General features: G+C 61.0%; 25 protein-coding genes. 12 read left to right on the top strand and 13 right to left on the bottom strand.

Annotation, left to right across the window (positions count from 1 at the left end; all coding sequences use genetic code 11):
- Nucleotides 1–86 precede the first annotated feature (86 nt).
- Nucleotides 87–482, bottom strand: a complete 396-nt coding sequence (locus EJA72_RS13830; protein WP_157711998.1) for a YbaN family protein — start codon at nt 480–482, stop codon at nt 87–89.
- A gap of 10 nt (nt 483–492) precedes the next feature.
- Nucleotides 493–1,080 (bottom strand): YecA family protein, encoded by a 588-nt coding sequence (locus tag EJA72_RS13825; protein WP_157711997.1) that lies wholly within the window; start codon nt 1,078–1,080, stop codon nt 493–495.
- Between the two features lie 389 nt (nt 1,081–1,469).
- Between EJA72_RS13825 and recQ the strand changes: the two genes are divergently transcribed.
- From recQ to EJA72_RS13805, 4 genes are all read left to right on the top strand, one after another.
- On the top strand, nt 1,470–3,596 hold the full coding sequence (gene recQ, locus EJA72_RS13820) for a DNA helicase RecQ (protein ID WP_157711996.1): 2,127 nt from the start codon (nt 1,470–1,472) through the stop codon (nt 3,594–3,596).
- Nucleotides 3,597–3,715: 119 nt separating this feature from the next.
- A complete protein-coding gene (locus EJA72_RS13815) occupies nt 3,716–4,150 on the top strand; it encodes a MarR family transcriptional regulator (RefSeq protein ID WP_157711995.1) in 435 nt (144 codons plus the stop codon).
- A gap of 127 nt (nt 4,151–4,277) precedes the next feature.
- Entirely contained in the window at nt 4,278–6,068 is a 1,791-nt protein-coding gene (locus EJA72_RS13810; protein WP_157711994.1) for a FimV/HubP family polar landmark protein, read from the top strand.
- A 32-nt stretch (nt 6,069–6,100) separates the two neighbouring features.
- Complete coding sequence (locus EJA72_RS13805; protein WP_157711993.1) at nt 6,101–6,388, top strand: SelT/SelW/SelH family protein; 288 nt, start codon at nt 6,101–6,103, stop codon at nt 6,386–6,388.
- Here EJA72_RS13805 and EJA72_RS13800 read toward each other — a convergent pair.
- Both EJA72_RS13800 and EJA72_RS13795 read right to left on the bottom strand, forming a co-directional pair.
- Entirely contained in the window at nt 6,382–7,275 is an 894-nt protein-coding gene (locus tag EJA72_RS13800) for a DMT family transporter (RefSeq protein WP_157711992.1), read from the bottom strand. The genes EJA72_RS13805 and EJA72_RS13800 overlap by 7 nt on opposite strands.
- Nucleotides 7,276–7,446: 171 nt before the next feature.
- Entirely contained in the window at nt 7,447–8,211 is a 765-nt protein-coding gene (locus tag EJA72_RS13795) for an AraC family transcriptional regulator (protein ID WP_157711991.1), read from the bottom strand.
- Between the two features lie 145 nt (nt 8,212–8,356).
- On the opposite strand from EJA72_RS13795, the gene EJA72_RS13790 reads away from it, so the two are divergent.
- Complete coding sequence (locus EJA72_RS13790; RefSeq protein ID WP_157711990.1) at nt 8,357–9,172, top strand: UDP-2,3-diacylglucosamine diphosphatase; 816 nt, start codon at nt 8,357–8,359, stop codon at nt 9,170–9,172.
- A gap of 118 nt (nt 9,173–9,290) precedes the next feature.
- Here the strand turns inward: EJA72_RS13790 and EJA72_RS13785 are convergent, their stop codons facing one another.
- Together EJA72_RS13785 and EJA72_RS13780 are read right to left on the bottom strand one after the other, a co-directional pair.
- Nucleotides 9,291–9,881 carry an HD domain-containing protein gene (locus EJA72_RS13785; protein WP_157711989.1) on the bottom strand — a complete coding sequence of 197 codons (591 nt, stop codon included), beginning with the start codon at nt 9,879–9,881 and terminating at the stop codon, nt 9,291–9,293.
- Nucleotides 9,882–9,908: 27 nt separating this feature from the next.
- Nucleotides 9,909–10,220 carry a DUF962 domain-containing protein gene (locus EJA72_RS13780; protein WP_157711988.1) on the bottom strand — a complete coding sequence of 104 codons (312 nt, stop codon included), beginning with the start codon at nt 10,218–10,220 and terminating at the stop codon, nt 9,909–9,911.
- Nucleotides 10,221–10,383: 163 nt separating this feature from the next.
- On the opposite strand from EJA72_RS13780, the gene EJA72_RS13775 reads away from it, so the two are divergent.
- Nucleotides 10,384–11,445, top strand: a complete 1,062-nt coding sequence (locus EJA72_RS13775; protein WP_218574366.1) for an AraC family transcriptional regulator — start codon at nt 10,384–10,386, stop codon at nt 11,443–11,445.
- Here the strand turns inward: EJA72_RS13775 and EJA72_RS13770 are convergent.
- Complete coding sequence (locus EJA72_RS13770; protein ID WP_157711987.1) at nt 11,402–12,856, bottom strand: TrkH family potassium uptake protein; 1,455 nt, start codon at nt 12,854–12,856, stop codon at nt 11,402–11,404. The genes EJA72_RS13775 and EJA72_RS13770 overlap by 44 nt on opposite strands.
- Before the next feature lie 121 nt (nt 12,857–12,977).
- Between EJA72_RS13770 and EJA72_RS13765 the strand changes: the two genes are divergently transcribed.
- Nucleotides 12,978–13,544: a nitroreductase family protein gene (locus EJA72_RS13765; protein ID WP_157711986.1), complete on the top strand. Its 567-nt coding sequence runs from the start codon at nt 12,978–12,980 to the stop codon at nt 13,542–13,544.
- A gap of 154 nt (nt 13,545–13,698) precedes the next feature.
- On the opposite strand, the gene EJA72_RS13760 is transcribed toward EJA72_RS13765, so the two are convergent.
- From EJA72_RS13760 to EJA72_RS13735, 6 genes are all read right to left on the bottom strand, one after another.
- Nucleotides 13,699–15,039, bottom strand: coding sequence for a HAMP domain-containing sensor histidine kinase (locus EJA72_RS13760; protein ID WP_178129357.1), 1,341 nt, complete (start codon nt 15,037–15,039; stop codon nt 13,699–13,701).
- Between the two features lie 185 nt (nt 15,040–15,224).
- The gene (locus tag EJA72_RS13755) at nt 15,225–15,674 is read right to left on the bottom strand and encodes a Spy/CpxP family protein refolding chaperone (RefSeq protein ID WP_157711985.1); all 450 of its coding nucleotides are present in this window, start codon (nt 15,672–15,674) and stop codon (nt 15,225–15,227) included.
- A gap of 265 nt (nt 15,675–15,939) precedes the next feature.
- A complete protein-coding gene (locus EJA72_RS13750; RefSeq protein WP_103394694.1) occupies nt 15,940–16,617 on the bottom strand; it encodes a response regulator transcription factor in 678 nt (225 codons plus the stop codon).
- A 7-nt stretch (nt 16,618–16,624) separates the two neighbouring features.
- Nucleotides 16,625–17,038: a translation initiation factor 2 gene (locus EJA72_RS13745; RefSeq protein ID WP_157711984.1), complete on the bottom strand. Its 414-nt coding sequence runs from the start codon at nt 17,036–17,038 to the stop codon at nt 16,625–16,627.
- A 116-nt stretch (nt 17,039–17,154) separates the two neighbouring features.
- The gene (locus EJA72_RS13740; RefSeq protein WP_157711983.1) at nt 17,155–17,454 is read right to left on the bottom strand and encodes a YciI family protein; all 300 of its coding nucleotides are present in this window, start codon (nt 17,452–17,454) and stop codon (nt 17,155–17,157) included.
- Between the two features lies 1 nt (nt 17,455).
- Complete coding sequence (locus EJA72_RS13735) at nt 17,456–18,052, bottom strand: septation protein A (RefSeq protein ID WP_178129356.1); 597 nt, start codon at nt 18,050–18,052, stop codon at nt 17,456–17,458.
- An 87-nt stretch (nt 18,053–18,139) separates the two neighbouring features.
- Here EJA72_RS13735 and EJA72_RS13730 point away from each other — a divergent pair, with 87 nt between their 5' ends.
- From EJA72_RS13730 to rluB, 5 genes are all read left to right on the top strand, one after another.
- On the top strand, nt 18,140–19,003 hold the full coding sequence (locus EJA72_RS13730; protein WP_178129355.1) for a PHP domain-containing protein: 864 nt from the start codon (nt 18,140–18,142) through the stop codon (nt 19,001–19,003).
- A gap of 13 nt (nt 19,004–19,016) precedes the next feature.
- Nucleotides 19,017–19,646, top strand: a complete 630-nt coding sequence (locus EJA72_RS13725; RefSeq protein ID WP_178129354.1) for an L-threonylcarbamoyladenylate synthase — start codon at nt 19,017–19,019, stop codon at nt 19,644–19,646.
- A 120-nt stretch (nt 19,647–19,766) separates the two neighbouring features.
- Nucleotides 19,767–20,465 carry a ScpA family protein gene (locus EJA72_RS13720; protein WP_178129358.1) on the top strand — a complete coding sequence of 233 codons (699 nt, stop codon included), beginning with the start codon at nt 19,767–19,769 and terminating at the stop codon, nt 20,463–20,465.
- Nucleotides 20,466–20,476: 11 nt separating this feature from the next.
- Nucleotides 20,477–21,451: an SMC-Scp complex subunit ScpB gene (gene scpB, locus EJA72_RS13715; RefSeq protein ID WP_157711979.1), complete on the top strand. Its 975-nt coding sequence runs from the start codon at nt 20,477–20,479 to the stop codon at nt 21,449–21,451.
- A 304-nt stretch (nt 21,452–21,755) separates the two neighbouring features.
- Entirely contained in the window at nt 21,756–22,994 is a 1,239-nt protein-coding gene (gene rluB, locus EJA72_RS13710; protein WP_157711978.1) for a 23S rRNA pseudouridine(2605) synthase RluB, read from the top strand.
- Nucleotides 22,995–23,131: the final 137 nt, after the last annotated feature.

The following is a 23,131-nucleotide window of genomic DNA, read 5'->3' as shown; positions in this document are numbered from 1 at the left end:
GTGTGTCAGAATTAATGTGGTGTCTGGTTTGGGGGCGCTTCGCACCCAGCGGGAGCAAGCTCCCTCGCCACAGAGATGGGGGAGGGTTAAGTCTTGCGTAGGGTTTTCTGTTTGAGGATATAGGCCGTCACCAGCACCGCGCTGGTCAGCATGAACCCGCGTGCCCACGGCAGGGGCACCAGGTAGCAGGAGAACAGGATGCTCGCCCACATCAGCCCGATGGCGTAGACCTTGCCCTTGAGCGGAATGCCGTTGCCGTCGAGGTAATCGCGAATCCACGGGCCCAGCCGTGGGTGTTCCACCAGCCACTGATAAAAGCGCGGCGAACTGCGGGCGAAGCAGGCAGCCGCCAACAGCAGGAACGGTGTGGTGGGCAACACTGGCAGGAAAATCCCGATCACCCCCAACGCTACGCTCAGCCAGCCGATGGCCAGCAGCACGTAGCGCAACACCAGGGAGCGGTTGCCTATGGGGTTGTCCATAGGCAAAACCTTAGTGGTGACGTGGCTTGAGGATCGCCGGTTTTTCGTCTGGCGCGTTGCACAGCAGGTACAGCGCGGTCAGGGCTTCCGGGATCTGCACGATCATGTCGTCCATCAGGTTGGCGTCGGCCGCGATGTCGGAGAACTCTGGCTGTTCGTCGAACAGACCCGAACCGACCATGATCGGCAGCAACATTTCGCTGACTTCGTCTTCGGCGGTTTCGAACCAGGCCGCTTCACGCAGGAACACGCCTTCCATGAAGCCGATGCACCAGCCGCGCAGGTCGGAATCGTCCGGGTCTTCGCCCAGGTCCAGTTCGCACGGCAGCTCGAATTCTTCGTCGGACGCCAGTTGGCGAGCAATGTGCGCCTTGAGGGCCAGCAGCGTGGATTCGATCGCTTCACGCTCGGTTTCATCGGCGTAATGCGGTTCTTCGGCGAACAGGGCATCGATCCATTCACGGTCGGGCACAACTTCGGAACAGATCGACAGCGCCGTGAGATAGCCGTGGGCGGCCACGTAGTCCAGCGCCTCGTCATGCAGCTCGTCGGCGTCGAGGAAGACTTGCAGGCGGGTTAGTTGCTCAGCGAAGGACATTAAAGGGCTACCTTGGGAATTAAACAGATGCGGGAATTCTAGGCCTTCTTGAGCAGTCAGGCCAGCCGCGCGGCAGATTTGGGCCTGGAACGCCCTAATCCCTGTGGGAGTGAGCCTGCTCGCGATGACATCATCACATTCGATATCAATGTCGACTGACACTCCGCCATCGCGAACAGGCTCGCTCCCACAGGTTTGTCTTTGTGTGTCTTATCAGCGGCACCCTGTGAAGAGGAGGGGTCGGGTATACTCCCGCGTTTTGTGATGCCCTGCTGGCGTCCCGGCTGAAATGTGAAGCGTCATGCAATGCGCACTTACGATTTGTCAGTGCAGCCTGTGTGGTTCTGAACCAGCCTTGCAGGGATGTTTCGGTGATTTTTGGAGTTTTTATGCTCGAACAGGCTCAACGCGTCCTCAAGGACATCTTCGGCTACGACAGTTTTCGTGGCCGTCAGGGTGCAATCATTGAGCGCGTGGCCAGTGGTGGCGACGCCCTGGTGTTGATGCCTACCGGCGGCGGAAAATCGTTGTGCTTTCAGGTGCCGGCACTGCTGCGTAACGGTCTGGCCGTCGTGGTGTCGCCGCTGATCGCCCTGATGGACGACCAGGTCGCGACCCTTGAAGAATTGGGTGTCGCCGCCGCCGCGTTGAACTCCACCCTGAGCGCCGAGCAACAACGCGACCTGGCCGCGCGTATCAAGCGCGGCGAAGTGAAAATGCTCTACCTGGCGCCCGAGCGTCTGGTTCAGCCGCGGATGCTGGCCTTCCTGCAAAGTCTCGAAATTGCCCTGTTCGCCATCGACGAAGCGCACTGCGTGTCTCAATGGGGCCACGATTTCCGCCGTGAATACCTGCAACTGGGCCAGTTGGCGGAACTGTTTCCCAACGTTCCGCGCATCGCCCTGACCGCGACGGCCGACAAGCGCACCCGCGAAGAAATCGTCGATCGCCTGCATTTGCAGAACGCCGAGCGCTTCCTGTCGAGTTTCGACCGACCGAATATTTTCTACCGCATCGTGCCCAAGGAGCAGCCGCGCAAGCAATTGCTGGCGTTCCTCGCCGAGCGTCGCAGCGATGCCGGCATCGTGTACTGCCTGTCGCGCAAGAAAGTCGACGAAGTCGCGGTGTTCCTCAGCGAGCAAGGCTTCCCGGCGCTGCCTTATCACGCCGGCCTGCCCAACGAAACGCGAGCACTTCACCAGAAGCGCTTCCTCAACGAGGAAGGGTTGATCATGGTCGCGACCGTGGCCTTCGGCATGGGCATCGACAAACCCAACGTGCGGTTTGTCGCGCACCTTGATTTGCCGAAGTCCCTCGAGGCCTATTACCAGGAAACCGGGCGCGGCGGCCGTGATGGCCTGCCGGCCGATGCCTGGATGGCGTACGGCCTGCAAGACGTGGTGATGCTCAAGCAGATGCTGCAAAACTCCGAGGGCGATGAGCGCCACAAGCGCCTGGAGCAACATAAGCTCGACGCCATGCTCTCGCTCTGTGAAGAGACCCGCTGCCGTCGTCAAACCCTGCTGGCCTACTTCGACGAAGACATGCCCGAGCCCTGCGGCCATTGCGACAACTGCGTCGATGGCGTGCAGACCTGGGATGCCACCGAGCCGGCGCGTCAGGCACTGTCGGCGATCTATCGCACCGGCCAGCGCTACGGTGTCGGGCACCTGGTAGACGTGTTGCAGGGCAAGGACAACGAAAAAATCCGCGGCATCGGCCACCAGCATCTGTCGGTGTTCGGTGTCGGCAAGGCGATGGGGGAGAGCGAATGGCGTTCCCTGTTCCGCCAATTGGTGGCTCGCGGCCTGGCGGACATTGACCTCGAAGGCTACGGCGGCCTGCGCTTGAGCGACACGTGCCGGCCGCTGCTCAAGGGCGAAGTGACCCTGGAACTGCGCCGCGATCTAAAACCGCAAACCACGGCCAAAAGCAGCAAGAGCCAGGCGAGCCAACTGGTCCGTGGCGAAGAGCGCGAGCAGTGGGAAGCCTTGCGTGCCCTGCGCCGTAAGCTCGCTGAAGAACATGGTGTGCCGCCGTACGTCATCTTCCCCGACTCGACCTTGCTCGAAATGCTCCGCAGCCAGCCGACCTCGTTGTCGGAGATGGCCACGGTCAGCGGCGTCGGTGCGCGCAAGCTGGAGCGGTACGGCGAGGCCTTCCTCGAAGTGCTCGGCGGTCAGGTCGAGGCGCCGAAAGTGGTGGCCGACCTGCGTCACGAGCTGATCACCCTGGCGCGGGCCGGCATGACGCCGCTGCAAATCGCCGGTCAGCTGCAATGCTCGGAAAAGAACGTCTATACCCTGCTGGCCGAGGCGATTGGCAAGCAGCAGTTGTCGCTGGAACAGGCACTGGACCTGCCCGAAGATTTGCTGGGTGAAGTCCAGGACGCGTTTCTCGACGGCGAAGGTGAGTTACCGCCCGTGGCGGAGATTGCGGCAATGTTTGCCGGGCGTGTACCGGAGGGCGTCTTGTACTGCGTCCGGGCCGCGTTGCAGTCCGAATTCGAGGTCTGACTCATCAATTTGATTGATGTAACGATTCATCACAGAGCAAACCTTGCCTCCAGCCAACGACCATGCTTAGCTGACTAATAATTAGTTTTTCTCTATTTCAGTCTAATCATGAGTTTTTTATGCCGTTAACCGATCAACACCGCTTTGGCATGCAACTGGCCCAGATGTCCCGAGGCTGGCGTGCCGAACTGGACCGCCGACTGGCCGGCCTGGGGCTGTCCCAGGCGCGCTGGCTGGTGCTGCTGCACCTGGCGCGTTTCGATGAAGCCCCGACTCAACGCGAACTGGCGCAAAGCGTCGGTGTGGAAGGGCCGACCCTGGCTCGACTGCTCGACAGTCTGGAATCCCAAGGTCTGGTGCAGCGCCAATCGGTGCTGGAAGACCGCCGCGCGAAGAAAATTGTCCTCTGCGCGCCTGCGCGTCCCCTGATCGAACAAATTGAAACCATTGCCAACCAACTGCGCCGCGAAGTGTTCGAGGGCGTTGATGTGGAGGATTTGAAGACCTGCATGCGGGTCCACGGGCACATCCTGGCCAATCTGGAAAAACTTTGAGGCATAACCGCGCGCCAGGCTTTTGAGATACCCCGTTGGGCAGACTATAAAGAACTACTAGGCAATATCGTGTTCGTAACGCAGGTGCGAACACGCACGGACAGGTCTGGTTATCTAAGGGATGCTCATGCTCGAGAGTTGGCAATCGGTTTTTCGGTGTTGCGCCAGGCTGTTTCTGGTTATTGGCGCGGTCACTTACTCGGCATTGGCGCCCGCGCTGGGCTTGGGTGAAATTACCCTGCACTCGGCGCTGAACCAGCCGTTACGCGCGGACATTGCCCTGGTGGACGCCGCGGGTCTGGAAGAGGGCGAGCTGTCGGTCAGCCTGGCGACGGCGGATGAATTCAGCCGCGCCGGCATTGATCGGGTGTTCTTCCTGAACGACCTGAAGTTCACGCCTATCCTGCGGGGCAATCGCGCCCTGATCCGTGTGAGCTCCAGCAAACCGGTCAATGAACCGTTCCTGAATTTTCTCGTGCAACTCAATCAACCCAATGGACGAGTGCTGCACGAGTACACCGTACTGATTGATCCGCCGGGTTCGCCGGGCATCGTTCCTGTCACCGATGAGCCGGATGTTCAATCCCGATCTTCTGCATTCCCGAACGTTGAACCGGCCGTTGCTCCAAAACCCGTGCCTGCGTCGAAGGGCAAAAAACCGCCTGCTCCTGTGATCGATCAACCTGCCGCCACGCCAGCGGTGGACCCGGTCGCCGAGCAACTCGCCGCCAGCGTGCTGCAAAATCAGCAACTGCAAGCCACCATCGATGAGCTCAAGGCGAAGGTTCAAGGCCAGGACGAGCAGATCGCCGGCGAGAAAAAGCAGGTGGTTGAACTGCAAGCGCAACTGGCAGAGATCAAGCAAACGCCAGCCCCCGTCGTCGCGCCGGTGGCGGCTGCTCCCGCCCCGAGTCCCGTGCCCGATGTCGAAGAGTCTGAAGCGAGCCAGTGGCCGCTGATTTTTGGCGTGCTGGCGTTGCTGATTTTGTTGGTGTTGGGATGGTTTGTTCGCCGGCAACGGCAGCAGGATCAAGCGTTGCCCGAGCCAGCCCCCGAGTTGCCATCGCGACATGAACCGGTGCTCGATCGCACCGTTCAACCGGTTGCGAAGCTACCTGTGGAGCAGCCGGTAGCAGAATCAGCACCCTCAGGCGATGTGCTTGAAGGCGTCGGCATTTACCTCGCTTACGGGCGTTTCTCCGAAGCGGCCGGTTTGCTGCGAGAAGCCATGGCCAAGGAACCGCACCGGACCGATCTGGCCGTGCAACTTCTGGAGGTGCTCGGCAAGCAAGGTGACGTGCCGGCTTATGCCACACAGGAATCCAGCCTGCGCGACGCCGGGTTCGACGAACAGCAGCTTCAAGACATCCGTGCGCGATATCCGAAATTGCACAGTGCGGCACCGTTGGTGACGGCGGCTACTGTCATTGCGCCCAGCCCGGTTACCGACGCGGCACTGCCCAATGATGAGTTCCAGCTGAACCTGGATGAGCTATCGATGGATTCGAGTTGGGACTTGATCAGCCCCTTCGAAAGCGCGTCATCTGCCGCCAAGCCATCTAGCGAGCCGGCACCGGTCGAGTCGACGTTTACGTCGAACCTGCACGTATTGCCCGATGTTTTCGAAATGCCCGACGACTTACCCCTGGGCGAGACGGAGCTTGAATGGAGCGATGAGCCTGATTCACAGCCACTGGATGACAGCTTTCTCAATGCGTTCAGCGATTCCGATCTGTCGCTGGAGCTTGAACCCTTGGCCCCGGCTGAACCGAGCAGTGCCGAGAAGCTCGAGCAAGCCCAGAATTGTATCGACGATGGCGATCTGGACAGCGCCATCGAACTGCTCAACCAATTGCTCGACGAAGGTAACGAACCGCTCAAGCAGACGGCCCGGAGTCTGCTGGCCGGGCTATCATAGCGGCGCTATCTGTCTCAGGAGCTTCGCCGATCATGACTGCACGCAAACCGGAAATCGTTATCACTTATTGCACGCAATGCCAGTGGTTGTTGCGTGCTGCCTGGCTGGCCCAGGAACTGCTCAGCACCTTCGGCGACGATTTGGGCAAGGTGTCCCTGGTACCCGGCACGGGTGGGGTCTTTCACATTTTCTGTGACGATGTGCAGATTTGGGAGCGCGAGGCCGACGGAGGTTTTCCCGAAGCCAAGGTGCTCAAGCAGCGGGTCCGGGATCAGATCGACCCGGACCGTGACCTTGGGCACAACGATCGCACTCAGTGAGACGCGGCTTCGGCGGCAACCAGTTTTTTGCTTGAACCGCCCGACAGCCTGCTGGACACCACGATCGCGACGATGATCAACGCACCGCCGATCAACATGCGCAGGGTCGGGTTTTCGTTGAACAACAGCCAGGCGATGGTGATGCCGTACACCGGCTCCAACGCGAACACCACGGCGGCGGTTCGCGCCTTGATCACGGCGAGGCTGGCAACGAACAGGCTGTGAGCGACGCCGGTGCAGAAGACCCCGAGCAGACCGATCCACAGCCAGTCGAGGGCGCGCACTTCGCTCAACTGCGGTGCCGCCACCGGCAGCAGGCACACCGCGACGACCACGTTCTGACACAGCGCGGCCTGTACCGGGGGAATGCGTCCGGAGCTGGCGCGGTTGGTCAGTGACAGCAACGCAAACAGCAAACCGGAACCCACTGCCCACAGCAGCCCGGTGGTGGCGCCGCTGGCCAGATCGAAGTCCGGCGTGACCAGCACCAACCCGACACTCACCAGCACCACCAGCAAGATTTCGTTGGCACGAATTCGTTCGCGGAAAATGAGCCCCTCGAGGATCACGGTGAACGCGGGGAAACTGGCGAACCCCAGGGTCGCAATCGCCACGCCCGCCACTTTCACCGCAATGAAAAAGCTCACCCAGTGCCCGGCCAGCAGCAGGCCACTGAGCAGCAGTCGCCGCCAATCCACGGCCTGGAGTTTTTGCCAGCGCGTCGTGCTGGCGAATCGGGCGAAGAAGGCCAGTGCCAGCACCGCAAATGCGGCGCGGCCGAAGACGATCACACTGGGGGACGCGGCGGCGAGTTTGCCGAATACACCGGTCAGGCCGAACATCAGTGCGCCGATATGGAGGGCGCCAAGGGCGGTACGGGGAGTCATTGCAATCCTTGATAACGGTATTGAGCCAGGCCGACTGTAGGAGCGAGCTTGCTCGCGAAGGACTTTCCAGCAACGCGTTTCTACAGGGAGTACGCGTTATCGTTAACGTTCTTCGCGAGCAAGCTCGCTCCTACATTGAACCGCGCAACACCCACTGTGTCTGTCGGCAAACTATCGACTTTTGTCGCCAGCCTCGCGACGCAACGTGCCGGGCGATGCGCCGAACTCGCGCAACACTGCCGCTGCAAAGGCACTTTGAGAGTTGTAGCCGACCCGGCTGGCAATCTCGCCAATGGGTAACGCCGAATCGCGCAACAACTCTACCGCCCGGTGCAGACGTCGACTGCGGATGTAATCCATGGGCGTCTGCCCACATTCGGCAACGAACCGTGCATGCAGTCGTGCGCTGGACAGGCCGGCCACCCGGGCCAGATCCGCGACTTGCAGGGGATAGGCCGCGTACTGATCGATGTGCGCGTTCAACGCGGCATAAGGCAGCCGGCGACCGCCGACACGCTCCGGTTTGGCGTTGTTGAGACTGGCCAGCAACAGCACCGCGCCTTGTTGCGCGATCACCGGGTCGCTGACCTCGCTTCCCGCCAGCCAACTGACCAATTGGCTTTGCCCGGCATCCAGCGTCAGGCGGCCGGCGTTGTCGAGCAGTCGGCGGCTGGCATCGGCGTGATCCCCCAGGGACTGGGCCACCCACTGGTCGCTCGGCACGTCCAGCACCAGGCAACGGCTGCCATTGGGGCTGCCACAGGCGTGATGAAAACCGGAAGGCACCACCACGAAACTCTGCTGGACCACCTGACTGCCATGGCCGCCCACCTCGAAATCCAGCGCGCCCGACAGCCCGAACACCAATTGTGCGTGGTCGTGGCTGTGGACGATCAGGTCGTCGGTGTACTGGCGCAGCGTGAGGATGGGTCTCATCGGAGTCTCATGCGTGGTTGATGAGTCAGGCCGCCAGTCTACACCGGCGTTGGAGGGGAGCGTTGTCACAGGACTGACTTGTCACTGTCATGGGCCATTAACCCGACCGGCGCAAGCTTGCCAAAACTTGTCCTGAGGGTTGTCCATGACCAGCGCCGAGCTCGCCAAACCCAGCCGTAAGCAACGTGTGCGCACCTTGTGGATTTCCGACGTTCATTTAGGTACCCGCGATTGCCAGGCCGAACACCTGTCGCAGTTTCTCAAGAGTTACCACGCGGACAAGGTGTACCTGGTCGGCGACATCATCGACGGCTGGAAGCTGCGCAGCGGCATGTACTGGCCGCAAGCGCACACCAACGTGATTCGTCGCCTGCTGACCATGAGTAAGCGCGGCACCGAAGTGATTTATGTCACCGGTAACCACGACGAATTCCTGCGCCGTTATTCGAAGCTGATTCTGGGCAATATCCAACTGGTGGATGAAGCCGTCCACGTGACCGCCGATGGCCGCCACTTGCTGGTGATCCACGGTGATCAGTTCGATGTGATCACCCGTTATCACCGCTGGCTGGCCTTTCTTGGCGACTCGGCCTACGAGTTCACCCTGACCCTCAACCGCTGGCTCAACCATTGGCGCGCCCGTTACGGCTATGGTTACTGGTCGTTGTCGGCGTACCTCAAGCACAAGGTGAAGACGGCGGTCAGCTTCATCAGCGACTTCGAAGAAGCCATCGCCCATGAGTGCGTCAAGCGTGAACTGCATGGCGTGGTGTGCGGGCACATCCACCATGCGGAGATTCGCAAGGTGGGCGGGGTGGATTACCTCAATTGCGGGGATTGGGTGGAGTCGTGCACGGCGCTGATCGAGCACTGGGACGGTTCGATCGAGCTGTACCGGTTGGCGGATGCTCAGGCGCGAGAGGCGGAGTTGAAGGCGATCAAGGTCGCTGAACCTGCTTAAATATAAGGTGTATTAGCGGGCCTCATCGCCAGCAGGCTGGCTCCCACATTATTTGAAATGCAGTCCCCTGTGGGAGTGAGCCTGCTCGCGATGGACCGCGCAGCGGTCCCACTGGGTCTCAGGCCGGCGCGTATTCTTCCATCGCCGCCTTGTAGATCGAATTCTTAGGCTGCGCAAACAACCTTTCCATCATCGGCTCAAAGAAACTCAACGGCAGCGTGTCATACGCCGGATCAAACGCCGCCGCATCATACTTGGCACAAAACTCGATGGTCGCCTGGTACTGCGGATGCTCGCTGAATTGCTCGCGCAGGTGCCGGTCCATGCCCAAATGATGGAAGAAGTAATACCCCTGGAAAATCCCGTGCTTCTCGACCATCCACAGGTTTTGCGCACTGACGAACGGCTTGAGAATCGCCGCCGCGATGTCCGGGTGGTTGTAGGAACCCAAGGTGTCGCCGATGTCGTGAAGCAGTGCACAGACCACGTATTCCTCGTCACGGCCATCGCGCCAGGCACGGCTGGCGGTTTGCAGCGAGTGGGTCAGGCGATCCACCGGGAAGCCGCCGAAATCGCCTTCAAGCAATTTCAGGTGCGCCACGATCCGTGCCGGCAATTGTTTGGCATAGGCACTGAAATCGGCGGCGATGATCGCCCAGTCTTCCTGAGTGCCGTCTTTCATGTGGGTGAAACGGGCGTTGGCGTTCATCGGCTTTCCTCGTGTGACTGATTGCGCCTAGAACGGCACTCGACCCAGGATCATGTCGCGGTACATGACGAAGTCGCCCAGCAGGCTGTAGAACGGATGCTGAAAGGTCGCGGGACGATTCTTTTCGAAGAAGAAATGACCAATCCAGGCGAAGCTGTAACCGGCCAGCGGCAGCGCCCATAGGAACAGCCACGCGCCGGAACTGATGGCCAGCGCCAAAATGCAAATGACCAGGGTCGTGCCGATGAAGTGCATTCGTCGGCAAGTGCTGTTGCTGTGTTCGCTGAGGTAATACGGGTAGAACTCAGCGAAACTGTTGAAACGCTTGATGTTTTCCAAGACTGCGATCTCTGTGCTTATTGTTATGACTGCAAGTTGTTCTGCGGGTAGCTTATTTGAGTCTAGAGTGATCATTGGCATCAGCCAGTGACAATAGGCGCCACTTTAGTATCCTTCGGAAATTAGCCGCGGAAGACGGCTCACTGAACAGTAAGTAAACGCCATGAGCGAAAGAACGACTTCTGCAAGCTGGGCGATGGGGATTGTCAAAGCACTGGAGATGGACGGCCTGGATTGCCGGGTATTGTTCAAGCAGCTAGGGCTCGACTACGCGTCACTGGATGATCCGGATGCGCGTTTCCCGCAAGATTCCATGACGCGCCTCTGGCAGCGCGCGGTCGAGTTGTCCGGCAATCCGGCGATCGGCCTGAACATGGGCAAGGTGGTGCGACCGGCGCAGTTCCATGTCACCGGTTATGCCTTGATGTCCAGCCAGACACTGGCCGAGGGCTTCAAGCGGCTGGTGCGTTACCAGCGAATCATTGCCGAAAGTGCGGACCTGAGTTTCCGGCTGCTGGACGAAGGCTATGCGCTGATTCTGACGGTGCACGGCGACCACCTGCCACCCACCCGCCAGAGTGCGGAAGCCTCGCTGGCCTGTGCGCTGGCGCTCTGCGGCTGGTTGACCGGACGCACCTTGCACCCGCGCAAGGTGCTGGTGCAGGGCGATCAGCCCGCCAATCTCGAACCCTACAAACAAGCCTTCCATGCACCGCTGGTGTTCAACGCGCCTTACGACGCGCTGATTTTCGAGCGCGCGGACATGGAGGCGCCGCTGCCGACCGCCAACGAAGCGATGGCGCTGTTGCACGACCGATTTGCCGGCGAATACCTGGCACGGTTTTCCGAAAGTCGCGTGACCCACAAGGCACGGCAGGTGCTGTGCCGACTATTGCCGCAAGGCGAGCCCAAGCGCGATGCCGTGGCGCAGACGCTGCACCTGTCGCAACGCACCTTGCAGCGACGCTTGCAGGAGGAGGGCACGAGTTTTCAGACGTTGCTGGATGACACCCGACGCGAACTGGCCGAGCAATACCTGGCGCAACCGACCATGACGTTGCTGGAAATCGCCTACCTGTTGGGGTTCGCCGACCCGAGCAACTTCTTCCGCGCCTTCCGGCGCTGGTTCGACACCACACCCGGCGAGTACCGGGTGCGTCTGCTGGCCGTGCCCGCGCCGGTCAGTGACGCCAGAACGCCGGAATACACAGCACAAACACCGTAATGATCTCCAGTCGGCCCAGCAGCATGCCAAACGAGAGAATCCACTTGGCGGCGTCCGGCAGGGTGGCGAAGTTGCCCGCCGGGCCAATGGTCTCGCCCAGCCCCGGACCCACGCCGGACACGGTACTGGCCGCTCCCGTCAGCGCCGTCATCCAGTCCACGCCCAGCAGAGACAGCAGCAACGCGATCACGCAAATGGTGATGGCGAAGAAGAACGAAAAGGTCAGGATCGAACGCACGATCTCTTCGTCGAGGCGGTGGCCGTTGTACTTCTGCTTGATCACCGCGCGGGGGTGAATCAACTGGTTAAGGTTGGCCTTGAGCAGGATGTAGGCCACCTGGAAGCGGAAAATCTTGATCCCGCCGGCGGTCGAGCCCGAGCAGCCACCGACAAACCCCAGGTAGAAGAACAGCATCAGCGAGAAGTTGCCCCACAGGCTGTAGTCCCCCAGCGCGAACCCCGTCGTCGTCACCACTGACGTCACGTTCAGCGCCACGTGTCGCAATGCGTCCAGCCAGTGCAGCTTGGTGGTCCACCAATACCAGGTCCCGAGCACCAGCCAGGTCACCAGCAACATGCCGAGCAGGCCTTGAACCTGCTGATCCTTGATCAGCGCCTTGCGGTTACCGCGCAGGGTCGCCACGTACAGGGTGAAGGGCAGGCTGCCGAGAATCATGATGACGATGGCCACCCAGTGCACCGCCGGTTGCGTCCACTTGGCCAGTGACTGGTCGGAGGTGGAAAACCCACCGGTGGAAATCGCCGACATCGCATGGTTGATCGCATCGAACGGGCTCATGCCCGCCCACCACAGCGCAAAACTGCCGAGAATGGTGATGCCGACGTAAGCCGCGACGATCAGGCGCGCCACCATGTGCGAGCGGGGCATGACTTTTTCGGAGCGGTCGGATGACTCGGTCTGAAACAGGCGCATCCCGCCGATGCGCAGCAGGGGCAGGATCGCGACCGCCATACCGATAAAGCCGATGCCGCCGATCCAGTGCAGCAACGAGCGCCACATCAGGATACCGGGCGACATGGTGTCCAGGCCGTTCAGCACGGTCGACCCGGTGGCGGTGATGCCGGACATGCTTTCGAAGAACGAGTCGGTATAGCTGATGTGCTGGGTCAGCAGGAACGGCAACGCAGCGAAGATGCACACCACCAGCCAGCTGCTGACGGTCAGCAGGTACATGTCTCGCGGGCGCAGATGAATGTGTTCGGGGCGGCCCGGGATGACCAGGGCCAGGCCGGCGACAAAGGTGATCATGCTGGCCCAGAGGAAGGACGGCAGGTCGCTGGTGCGATCGAAGATCACGAGCGTGGCCATGGGCACGACCATGGCGATGGCCAGGGTTATCAGGAAGATGCCGATGATGAAACCAATGATCCGTAAGGTCGGCAACGCCATGAGGTCCGCTCGGGCTGAAGTAAGAAGGCCGCCATTCTACCTGCGGGGCAGGGCATGTAAACCGGCATGCCGGTGGCAGATACCGCTAGAATAGCCGGACAATTTTTTCAGGAGGTGGCCGATGCAGGCTCTCGACGCTTTGCTCAACCGTGTTTCCGTTCCGCGACTGCTTGACCCGGCCCCCACCGCAGAGCAGCGTGAAGTGCTGTTTGGTGCCGCCATGCGCGCGCCGGACCACGGCCATTTGCAGCCTTGGCGTTTTCTGACAGTGGAAGGCGCGGCGCGTGAGCAAATGGGTGAGCTGCTGGCCGAAGCCGCCACCCTGCAGGACAGCGAAGTGTCCGAGGCGGTACTGGACAAGGCGCGCAATGGCCCATTGCGTGCACCTTTGGTGGTCGTGGTAATCGCGCGGTTGCAGGATCACCTCAAGTATCCGAAGTCCGAGCAACTGCTGGCGGCAGGCTGCGCGGCCCATGGGATTTTGCTGGCGGCGTACGCGCAAGGGATTGGCGCGGTGTGGCGCACGGGGGAACTGGCGTATTCGAAACACGTGGCCGAGGGGTTGGGCCTGGCGGACGGTGAAGAGGTGATTGCGTTTCTTTATCTGGGCACACCGCAGAAAGAGCCGCGGGTGGCCGAGAAAGTCGACCTCGCCGAATTTGTCAGCGCCTGGCCCGGTAAGGCCTGACGCCCGCGATCAAATGTGGGAGAGCCTCTGTGGCGAGGGAGCTTGTCGGAACGCCGCACCGTCCCGCTGGGCTGCGCAGCGGCCCCTCTTGTGAGTGCTGCGCACTCAAGCGGGAGCGAGCTCCCTCGCCACAAAGGCTCGCTCCCACAGGGGGTCAGAGTTGGGCCACGGCGCCGGGTACCAACGGTAATTCAAGACTGGCGATGAACCCGCCCTGCGGATGATTGGCCAGCACCAGGCTCCCGCCATGGCGCTCCGCTGCACGCCGGGCAATCGCCAGCCCAAGACCATGCCCCGCGGCAGTCTGCCCCGGCGCCCGGTAGAACGGCTCACCCAACTGTTGCAAATGCTCGGCGCCGACCCCCGGCCCATGGTCGCGCACACTCACCACAATTCGCTCACCCTGCCGCACCGCCTGCATTTCAATCGATTGCCCGACCGGGTTAAAGCGCTGGGCGTTACGCAGCAGGTTGTCCACGGCGCGCTCGATCATCGTCGGCCAACCCTTGAGGGTCAGCTGCGGTTCGGCGTCGAGGCGAACGTTTTGTTCCGGCGAACCGAGTTGAGCATCCTTTTGTAAGGTGTTTAGCAGCGCATTCAGGTCAACGTCCTCCGCGCTGGCGTTGTCGGCATCGACCCGCGCCAGTACCAGGATCTCGCTGATCAACGCTTCCAGCCGGTCGCATTCACGGGTCAGGCGTGGCCAGAGCTTTTCCCGTTCCTCGGGATTGGCCCGTTCAGCCAAGGCCAGGGCAATACGCAAGCGGGCAAGGGGGGAGCGCAATTCGTGGGACACGTCCCGCAGCAATTGGCGCTGACTGCCAATCAGGCTTTGCAGGCGCGAGCCCATACGGTTGAAGTCGTTGGCCAGCACACCGAATTCATCGCGGCGGTTCGCCAGTTTGACCAGGCTGTTCTGCTGATAGGTGGTTTGCCCCAGGTCGTGCACTGCCCCGCGCAAACGGCTGAGGGGGCGAGTAATTGAAAGGGTGACGAACAAACTGAACAGGGTCAGTACCACCAGGGCGATCCCCAGCGCACTCAGTGGCCAGAGCAGGCTTTCGCGATGCCAGGAGTCGAGCTCCGGGTGCGGAATACGATAAATCAGCAAGTAGGTGTCGCCGGTTTTTTCGCTGGTGTACTCAGCGGTGAGTCGACGCCATGGCAGGCGGCGATCGTCGTTGTTCTGGCGCGCTTCGAAAGCGGCCGCACGGCGCGGAAAGGTGCCGCGTACCACCGGGTCGCCGCTCTCGTTGAGGACCTGGACGTCGATGTGATACTGGCGTTTACGTTGTTCCAGAATGTCCTGCGCGGCCTCTTCTCCCTGGGCTTCGTAGGTTTGGGTCCACTCTTCGGCCAGGGTATTGAGCCCGGGGTGGCGGCTGAGGATCCATGCGTCCTGGTTGAGCATGTGCCCGAGCAGAATGGAGAGCCCTGCAACCAGAGCGATGGCCAGCCAGAAGCTGGCCAGAATACGCCAGAACAATGAGCGCACAGAAAATCCTCGAAAAACACAAAACCTACTGTAGGAGCGAGCCTGCTCGCGATGACCGAACAGACAACACGTGGTACCTGATACCCCGCGTCATCGTTAACGTCCATCGCGAGCGAGCTCGCTCCTACAGTAGAGCAAAAGCAAAAGACCCAACGGGTTTAGCCGTCGGGTCCGGGGTCAGCACATTATTGCGCTTTTTGCGGTTGTTGCGCTTTCCAGGCCTTGAACTCGGCCCACTCCGCGCGCCGCTCAGCCTGCTTTTTCTGGATCTCGTCGAATTTCTTCTGTTGATCCGGTTTCAGCACCGCCCGCACATCGGCTTCGGCTTTCTGATGTTTGGCAGTCATTTCGTCTTTCATGGCTTTCTGGTCAGCCGGGGAGAGTTTCTCCAGGTACTTGTCGACCAGTTGGCGGCGGTCATGCATCTGCTCGCCCATGATTTTGCGGATCTGCTCGCGCTGTTCGCGGCTCAGGTCCAGTTGGCTGTACGGGCCACCTTTACCGTGCTCGTGCATCTGACCGCCGTGGCGCGGACCGTCCATCGGACCACCCATCGGGCCGGCGCCTTCAGGCATCGCCATGGCAACGGTCGGCAGGGCGGCAGCGAACATCAGAGCGATAAGAGTCTTGCGCATGGTGAATCTCCTTGTCTCGTTCCCGGTACGTTCCGGATGTGTGCAGATTACGGAGATCAAGGTCAGCGGCGGTCAGCGGAGCGTAAAGCTTGGGTAAAGACGTTTTCAGACCGACCTGACAATTCCAGGTGAACAGATCGACCTGTGGCGAGGGAGCTTGCTCCCGCTGGACTGCGCAGCAGTCCCGGCTTTTGGGGCCGCTTCGCAGCCCAGCGGGAGCAAGCTCCCTCGCCACAGTTCGATCTGTTCCGGCTTTTCTCGGTTCCTACAGGCTGTAGTAGTAACCGCGGCTGCGCAGGGCAACGATGCGCGGGCGGCCGTCGGGGTGCGGGCCGATCTTCTTGCGCAGGTTGCTGACGTGCATGTCGAGGCTGCGGTCGTACAGGGTCAGCTTGCGGCCGAGGGCGATCTGCGCCAGTTCCTGCTTGTCCAGCGGCTCGCCGGGCTGCTTGAGCAAGGCTTCGAGCAAACGGCTTTCGGAGACAGTGAGGGTGAACTCCTGTTCATCGATGCTGACCACGCCACGCACGGGGCTGAAACACAGGTCGCCCAGTTCCATCTGGCTGGACACCGCTGCCGGGTGACTGCGGCGCAATACGGCGCGCAGACGGGCTGTCAGTTCCCGTGGGTCGCACGGCTTGGCCAGGTAATCGTCGGCGCCGAGTTCCAGGCCGAGGATGCGATCCAGCGGCTCGCCACGGGCCGACAGCATCAGCACTGGCAAGTCCGGGTGATCGCTGCGCAATTGCTTGAGCAGTTCCAGACCGCTGCCGTCCGGCAACATCACGTCCAGTACCACGGCGGCCGGCGAGGTTTCCGCCAGCGCGCGGCGGGCGCTCTGGCCATCGTGGCAGGCACGGACCTGAAAGCCTTCCTGGCTCAGCCAACTGCTCAAGAGCTCGCACAGCTCCTGGTCATCATCAATCAGTAACAACTCGCTCATGAATCACTCAATTTAGCCATTGCCGACGTTTTCGACTTGCACCACTGGCGAAGATACCGCAGAGCAGGGCCAATAGCGCTACTCCGGCGCCGATGACGAACCATTGCTGCTGATCCGTCAACAGCCGCGGCAGTGAACCGCTGGCCTGAGTTTCCTTGAGTTGCAGCTTGAGGCGCTGGTTCTCTTGGCGCAATCGGGTCAGCTGGGCGCTTTCGCGCTCACCATCGGCAGCTTGCAGTTGTTTATTCAATTCTTCTCGTTGCTGCTCGCTGACTTTCAAGCGTTGCTGCAACTCGGTGATCTGGCTGCCGGCGCTCAAGGACAACGGCGTCGAACCGCTGCCATTGGCACTTTCTTCACCATGGGCTGGAGCCATGATCGACAACGTCACCCACATCAGACACAACGGACCCTTGCGCATCACGACTCCCCGATTCCAAACCAAACCAATTATTGGGCAGGTTATCGGCGAGCAAACGAGAATAATGAGCGATTGAGAGCGCGATGAACCGACAAGGTTCATCGCGGGGGGACATTTTACGGTAGGACTTGCTTGAACGGCTTGACCGAAACGTTGGCGTAGACGCCCGCAGCGATGTACGGATCGGCGTCGGCCCAGGCCTGGGCGGCGCTCAGGGAGGCGAATTCGGCGACGATCAGGCTGCCGGTGAAACCTGCAGCGCCCGGGTCATTGCTGTCGACCGCCGGGTGTGGGCCGGCCAATACGATCCGACCTTCGCCTTTGAGCACTTGCAGGCGCTCAAGGTGCGCTGGCCGTGCGGCCAGGCGGGCTTCCAGGGAGTTGGCGACGTCTGTGGCAATGATTGCGTAAAGCATGTCAGTCCTCGGTTTTTGGCGTGGTGGTATCGGCGTCGTGCAGGTGGCGGGACAGGTAAATGCCCTGGCCGACCAGGAACAGCAACGTCATGCCCAGGCTGCCGAAGACCTTGAAGTCGACCCAGTAGCTCTGGAACGTGAACGCGACGAACAGGTTGGCGGCACCGCAAAACAGGAAAAACGCGATCCAGGCGATGTTCAGACGTGTCCAGACTGCATCCGGCAGGGTCAGCGCGTGGCCCATGATGCGCTTGATCAGCAGTTGCTCACCGACGAAATGGCTGCCGATGAAGGCCAGCGCAAACAGCCAGTTGACCACCGGGGCTTTCCATTTCAGGAAGGTCTCGCTGTGGAACGCCAGGGTCAGGCTACCGAATACCAGGCAGGCAATGAGGGTCAGCCACTGGCTTTTCTCCAGCTTGCGCTGCTTGATGAACAGCGTGCCGTAAACCACCAGGGAGCTGATGATCAGCATCGCGGTGGCACTGTAAATGCCGCCTACAGTGAACTCATGACCGGCGACGTCGACGACCCGTGGATCAATTTTGAAGACGATGAAAAACAGCAGGAGCGGGATGAAATCGATGAATTGTTTCACAGTGGCAGCCAGAAGCAGGATGTGGCGGCATAATAACAAACATATGGGCGCGCGATAGCGCCAGCTGATTTGAGGTAACACATCCCCGTGAATGTTGATTTGCACTGCCATAGCACAGCCTCCGACGGCGCTCTCGCGCCTGCCGTTCTGGTTGCGCGTGCACACGAGAAAGGCGTGCAAGTCCTGGCCTTGACCGATCACGACACCCTTGAGGGCCTCGCGGAGGCCCGCAGCGCGGCGACGTCGCTGGGGATGCAACTGGTCAACGGCGTCGAATTGTCCTGCACCTGGGGCGGGGCGACCATTCACGTGCTGGGCTACGGGTTTGATGTCCAGGCGCCGCCGTTGGTCGAAGCCATTGCCAAATTGCACGATGGCCGCTGGCTACGGTCCGAAGAAATAAGCCGCAAGCTGGCGTTGAAAGGCATGCCGGGGGCGCTGGAAGGGGCCCGGGCGATGCAGCAGGAACTGGGCGACAGCGGCAACGCGCCGGCCCGTCCGCACTTCGCCGACTGGATGGTGCGTGAAGGTTTCGTCAAGGATCGCGCCGAAGCGTTCCGCAAATGGCTGGGCGCCGGCAAGCTGGGCGACGTCAAGCAACACTGGCCGACGCTGGAAGAGACCGTCGAAACCCTGCGCGCGGCCAAAGCCTGGGTGAGCCTGGCGCATCCCTGGCATTACGATTTCACTCGCAGCAAGCGTCGCCGCCTGATTTCTGACTATATTCAAGCAGGGGGCCACGCGATCGAGGTGGTCAATGGCTACCAGCCTGCCGAGCAAGTGGGCAGCCTGGCGATACTGGCCCGCGAGTTCGGTCTGCTGGTCAGCGCCGGCAGTGATTTTCATGGCCCTGGAGGCTGGTCCGAGATCGGTGAATACCGCCCGCTCCCGGAGGATCTGCCACCACTGTGGTGTCGATTCAAACATGACCCAATTATTGCCGCCGTCTGAACAGGTAGAGAATGTGAGTCAATTTTTCCAGATTCATCCGGAAAACCCGCAACCGCGCCTGATCAAACAGGCGGTCGAGATCATCCGCAGCGGCGGGGTGGTGATTTATCCCACAGACTCTTCCTACGCCATTGGTTGCCAGATCGGCGACAAAAACGCCGTGGAGCGCGTGCGCCGGTTGAGACAGCTGGACGAAAAGCACAACTTCGCGCTGATTTGCAGCGACCTGTCGCAGCTTGGGCTGTTCGCCAAGATCGACACCGGCACCTTTCGCCTGCTCAAAGCCCACCTGCCGGGGCCTTATACCTTCATTCTCAACGCCACCCGCGAAGTCCCGCGGCTGTTGCTGCACCCGAAAAAACGCACCATCGGCCTGCGTGTGCCCAGCCACCCGATCGCCCTGGCGCTGCTGGAGGAACTCGGCGAGCCGTTGATGAGCGTGACGCTGATCATGCCCGGTGACACCGATCCGTTGACCGACCCTTACGAAATGCGCCAGTTGCTGGAGCATCAGGTCGAGCTGATCATCGATGGCGGTTTTGGCGGGATCAAGGCGTCCACCGTGATCAACCTCGCTGACGGCGAGCCGGAAGTGATCCGCGTCGGTTGTGGCGACCCTTCGCCGTTCATGGCCGAGGCCTAGATGTCTGCAGTAGAACCCGTCGACAGTCAGGCCGGAGCCCAGCAAGAGCTGCCCTTCGCCATGGTCTATGGCCAGGCGGTCATGGAAATGCCGCTGGACCTGTACATCCCGCCGGATGCCCTGGAAGTCTTTCTCGAAGCCTTTGAAGGCCCCCTCGACCTGCTGCTGTACCTGATCCGCAAACAAAACATCAACATCCTCGACATTCCGGTGGCGGAAATCACCCGCCAGTACATGGGGTATGTCGAGTTGATGCAGTCGGTGCGCCTGGAGCTGGCCGCCGAATACCTGGTGATGGCCGCGATGCTGGCCGAGATCAAGTCGCGGATGCTGTTGCCCCGGGCGGAAACCGTCGAAGACGAGGAAGACGACCCGCGCGCCGAACTGATCCGCCGCCTGCAGGAGTACGAGCGCTTCAAGGCAGCCGCCGAAGGCATCGATGGCCTGAGCCGTGTCGGCCGCGACGTGATGGTGCCCAAGCTCGACGCCCCCGAAGCGCGGGCGCGCAAGCTGTTGCCGGACGTGCGCCTGTCGGAGTTGCTGCTGTCCATGGCCGAGGTGCTGCGCCGTGGCGACATGTTTGAAAGTCACCAGGTCAGCCGCGAGGCGCTGTCCACGCGCGAACGCATGAGCGACGTGCTGGAACGGCTCAAGGGCGGCGGTTTCGTGCCCTTTGTCGAGCTGTTCACCGCTGAAGAAGGACGCCTGGGGGTGGTGGTGACCTTTATGGCGATCCTCGAACTGGTCAAGGAATCTTTGGTCGAGCTGGTGCAGAATGAGCCGTTCGCGGCGATCCACGTGCGAGCCCGAGCCGAATAACGAGTTGAATCATGAACCTGACTGAACCCCGCGAGCTGGCGCCATTGCTTGAAGCCTTTCTGTTGGCCTCGGGAAAACCGCAATCGCTTGAACGCCTGTTCGAACTCTTCGAAGAGGGCGAGCGGCCCGAACCGCCGGTCTTCAAGAAAGCCCTGACGATTCTGGCCAAGTCCTGCGACGGCCGTGCCTTTGAACTCAAGGAAGTGGCTTCCGGGTATCGCCTGCAGATCCGCGAAAAGTTCTCGCCGTGGGTCGGACGCCTGTGGGAAGAACGCCCGCAGCGATACTCCCGCGCCATGCTCGAAACCATCGCCCTGATCGCCTATCGCCAGCCGATCACCCGGGGCGAAATCGAAGACGTGCGCGGCGTGGCGGTCAACAGCCACATCGTCAAGACCTTGCTTGAGCGCGAGTGGATTCGCATCGTCGGTTATCGCGACGTGCCCGGCAAGCCGGCGATGTTCGCCACCACCAAGGCGTTTCTCGATCACTTCAACCTGAAGAACCTCGACGACCTGCCGCCGCTGGCTGAGCTGCGGGAAATGGAAATGGATCCGGTGCTCGACTTCGACGACGCCCCGGTGCCGGCCGGATTGCAGGAACTGGCCGACGCCAGCGCCGAACCGGAAGAACCCAAGGAAGAAACCAGTTTCCATACGCTGTTGCTGGAACTGGACACCATGGAGGAGGGGATCAAGACCGATTTCGACGATTTGTTGCGCGATGGCGAGTTGACCGGGAGCGAGCCTCAAATCGAGGCCGAACCTGAAGCCTTGATCGAAGTACTTGAGGACGAAGAACCTCAGGAAGAAGCGCAGGAGGACGACGTGCTGGGTGTCGCCGAAGCGCGCGAAAAACTCCTGGCCGCCGTCGCTGCGCTCGAACAGCCAAAACACGAGCCGGAGCCCGAACTGAGCGACGAAGAAGCCGAAGCCCGCGCCCTCGCCGAAGCCATCGAAGCCGAACGCCGCGAATTCGAAGACTGACCCCAATCCCGCAGTCACCACATACCCCCTGTAGGAGCGAGCTTGCTCGCGATGGTGTGTCAGGCAGCGTTGTATTCGCCTGAAATACCCTCGCGAGCAAGCTCGCTCCTACAGAAGGGCCCCACCGGTCGGCGGAAAAAACCGGTAAGTCTTCATTCATCAACTACTCTCTGATGCGCAAACGCTGACATGCGCGTATGATTCGCGACCCTTCGGCGATCCTTCGCCAGGCTCTTCAACTGAAGAACCGAGATTTACATCGATTCAGGCTCCGCCTGAACAGACCACACCGGGAGGTGCCCAGATGAGTATCAACGACCAGAAAGACGACCAGGAAATCGGCCCAGCAGGCGAAAAACTGCAGAAAGTCCTCGCCCGTATCGGCGTCGGCTCGCGCCGTGACGTGGAAGCCTGGATCAGCCACGGCCGCATCAAGGTCAATGGCAAAGACGCCACCCTTGGTCTGCGTGTCGACCTGCATGACGCCATCACCATTGATGGCAAGGTGATCAAGCGCGAAGAAGCCGCCGAGTCGGTACGCCGCGTGATCATGTACAACAAGCCCGACGGTGAAATCTGCACCCGCCTTGACCCGGAAGGCCGTCCGACCGTTTTCGACAAGATGCCGCGCCCGAAAGAAGGTCGCTGGATCAACATCGGCCGTCTGGACATCAACACCACCGGTTTGCTGATGTTCACCACCGACGGTGAGCTGGCCAACCGCCTGATGCACCCTTCCTACGAGATGGACCGTGAATACGCGGTACGTGTGCGTGGCGAAGTCGATGACGAGATGATCGAACGCCTGAAAGCCGGCGTCGTCCTTGAAGACGGCCCGGCCAAGTTCACCGACATCAAGCAAGCACCGGGCGGCGAAGGTTTCAACCACTGGTACCACTGCGTGGTGATGGAAGGTCGTAACCGCGAAGTTCGTCGCCTGTGGGAATCCCAGGGCCTGGTGGTCAGCCGTCTGAAACGTGTGCGTTTCGGTCCGGTGTTCCTCAACTCCGACCTGCCAATGGGCCGCTGGCGCGAAATGAGCCAGTACGAAGTCGACATTCTGAGTGCTGAAGTGGGCCTGACGCCTGTGGCCATGCCTCAGATGAACGCCAAGAGCAAAGACAAGCTCGATCGTATGCAGCGTAAATCGTCGCGTCCAATGGGCAAGACCGAGCGCGTGCGTTCGTTGCGTCCAGCCATCGGTAACCAGACCGCTGCTACACCGCGTGATTCCCGCGAGCCGCAGATCGAAGGCGAGCGTCCATCCCGCAAACCAGTCGCGCCTCGTGCCGATGGCGAGCGTGGTCCACGCACCCCGCGTCCGGCCAACGGTCGCACTGAACGTGGTGAAGGTCGCGGTGCTCCAGCAGGTCGCGGCACGCCAGTGGCGGACCGCCCGGCCGACACCAAGCGCCCGGCCAAGCCAGCGCCGAAGCGTCCAGGGATCAAACTGGTCGACGGAGACAAGCCATCGGGCAAGCGTCGCGGCGCGCCGGCCGGTTCCGGTCAGCGTCCGGGGTTTGGTCGTCGCAAGCCTGAGTAATCGCTAAGCGCAGTATCAAAAACGCCAACCTTCGGGTTGGCGTTTTTTTTTGCCTTCGCTTTGGCTCCGCGTCGTTGTTGAGGGCCCCATCGCGAGCAGGCTCGCTCCCACAGGGTATGCGATCAAATGTGGGAGCG

It is taken from the genome of Pseudomonas sp. PB120, assembly GCF_009761815.1.
GTDB lineage: Bacteria > Pseudomonadota > Gammaproteobacteria > Pseudomonadales > Pseudomonadaceae > Aquipseudomonas.
The sequence above is the reverse complement of the archived record's forward strand: the minus strand, read 5'-3'. Positions and strand labels throughout refer to the sequence as shown.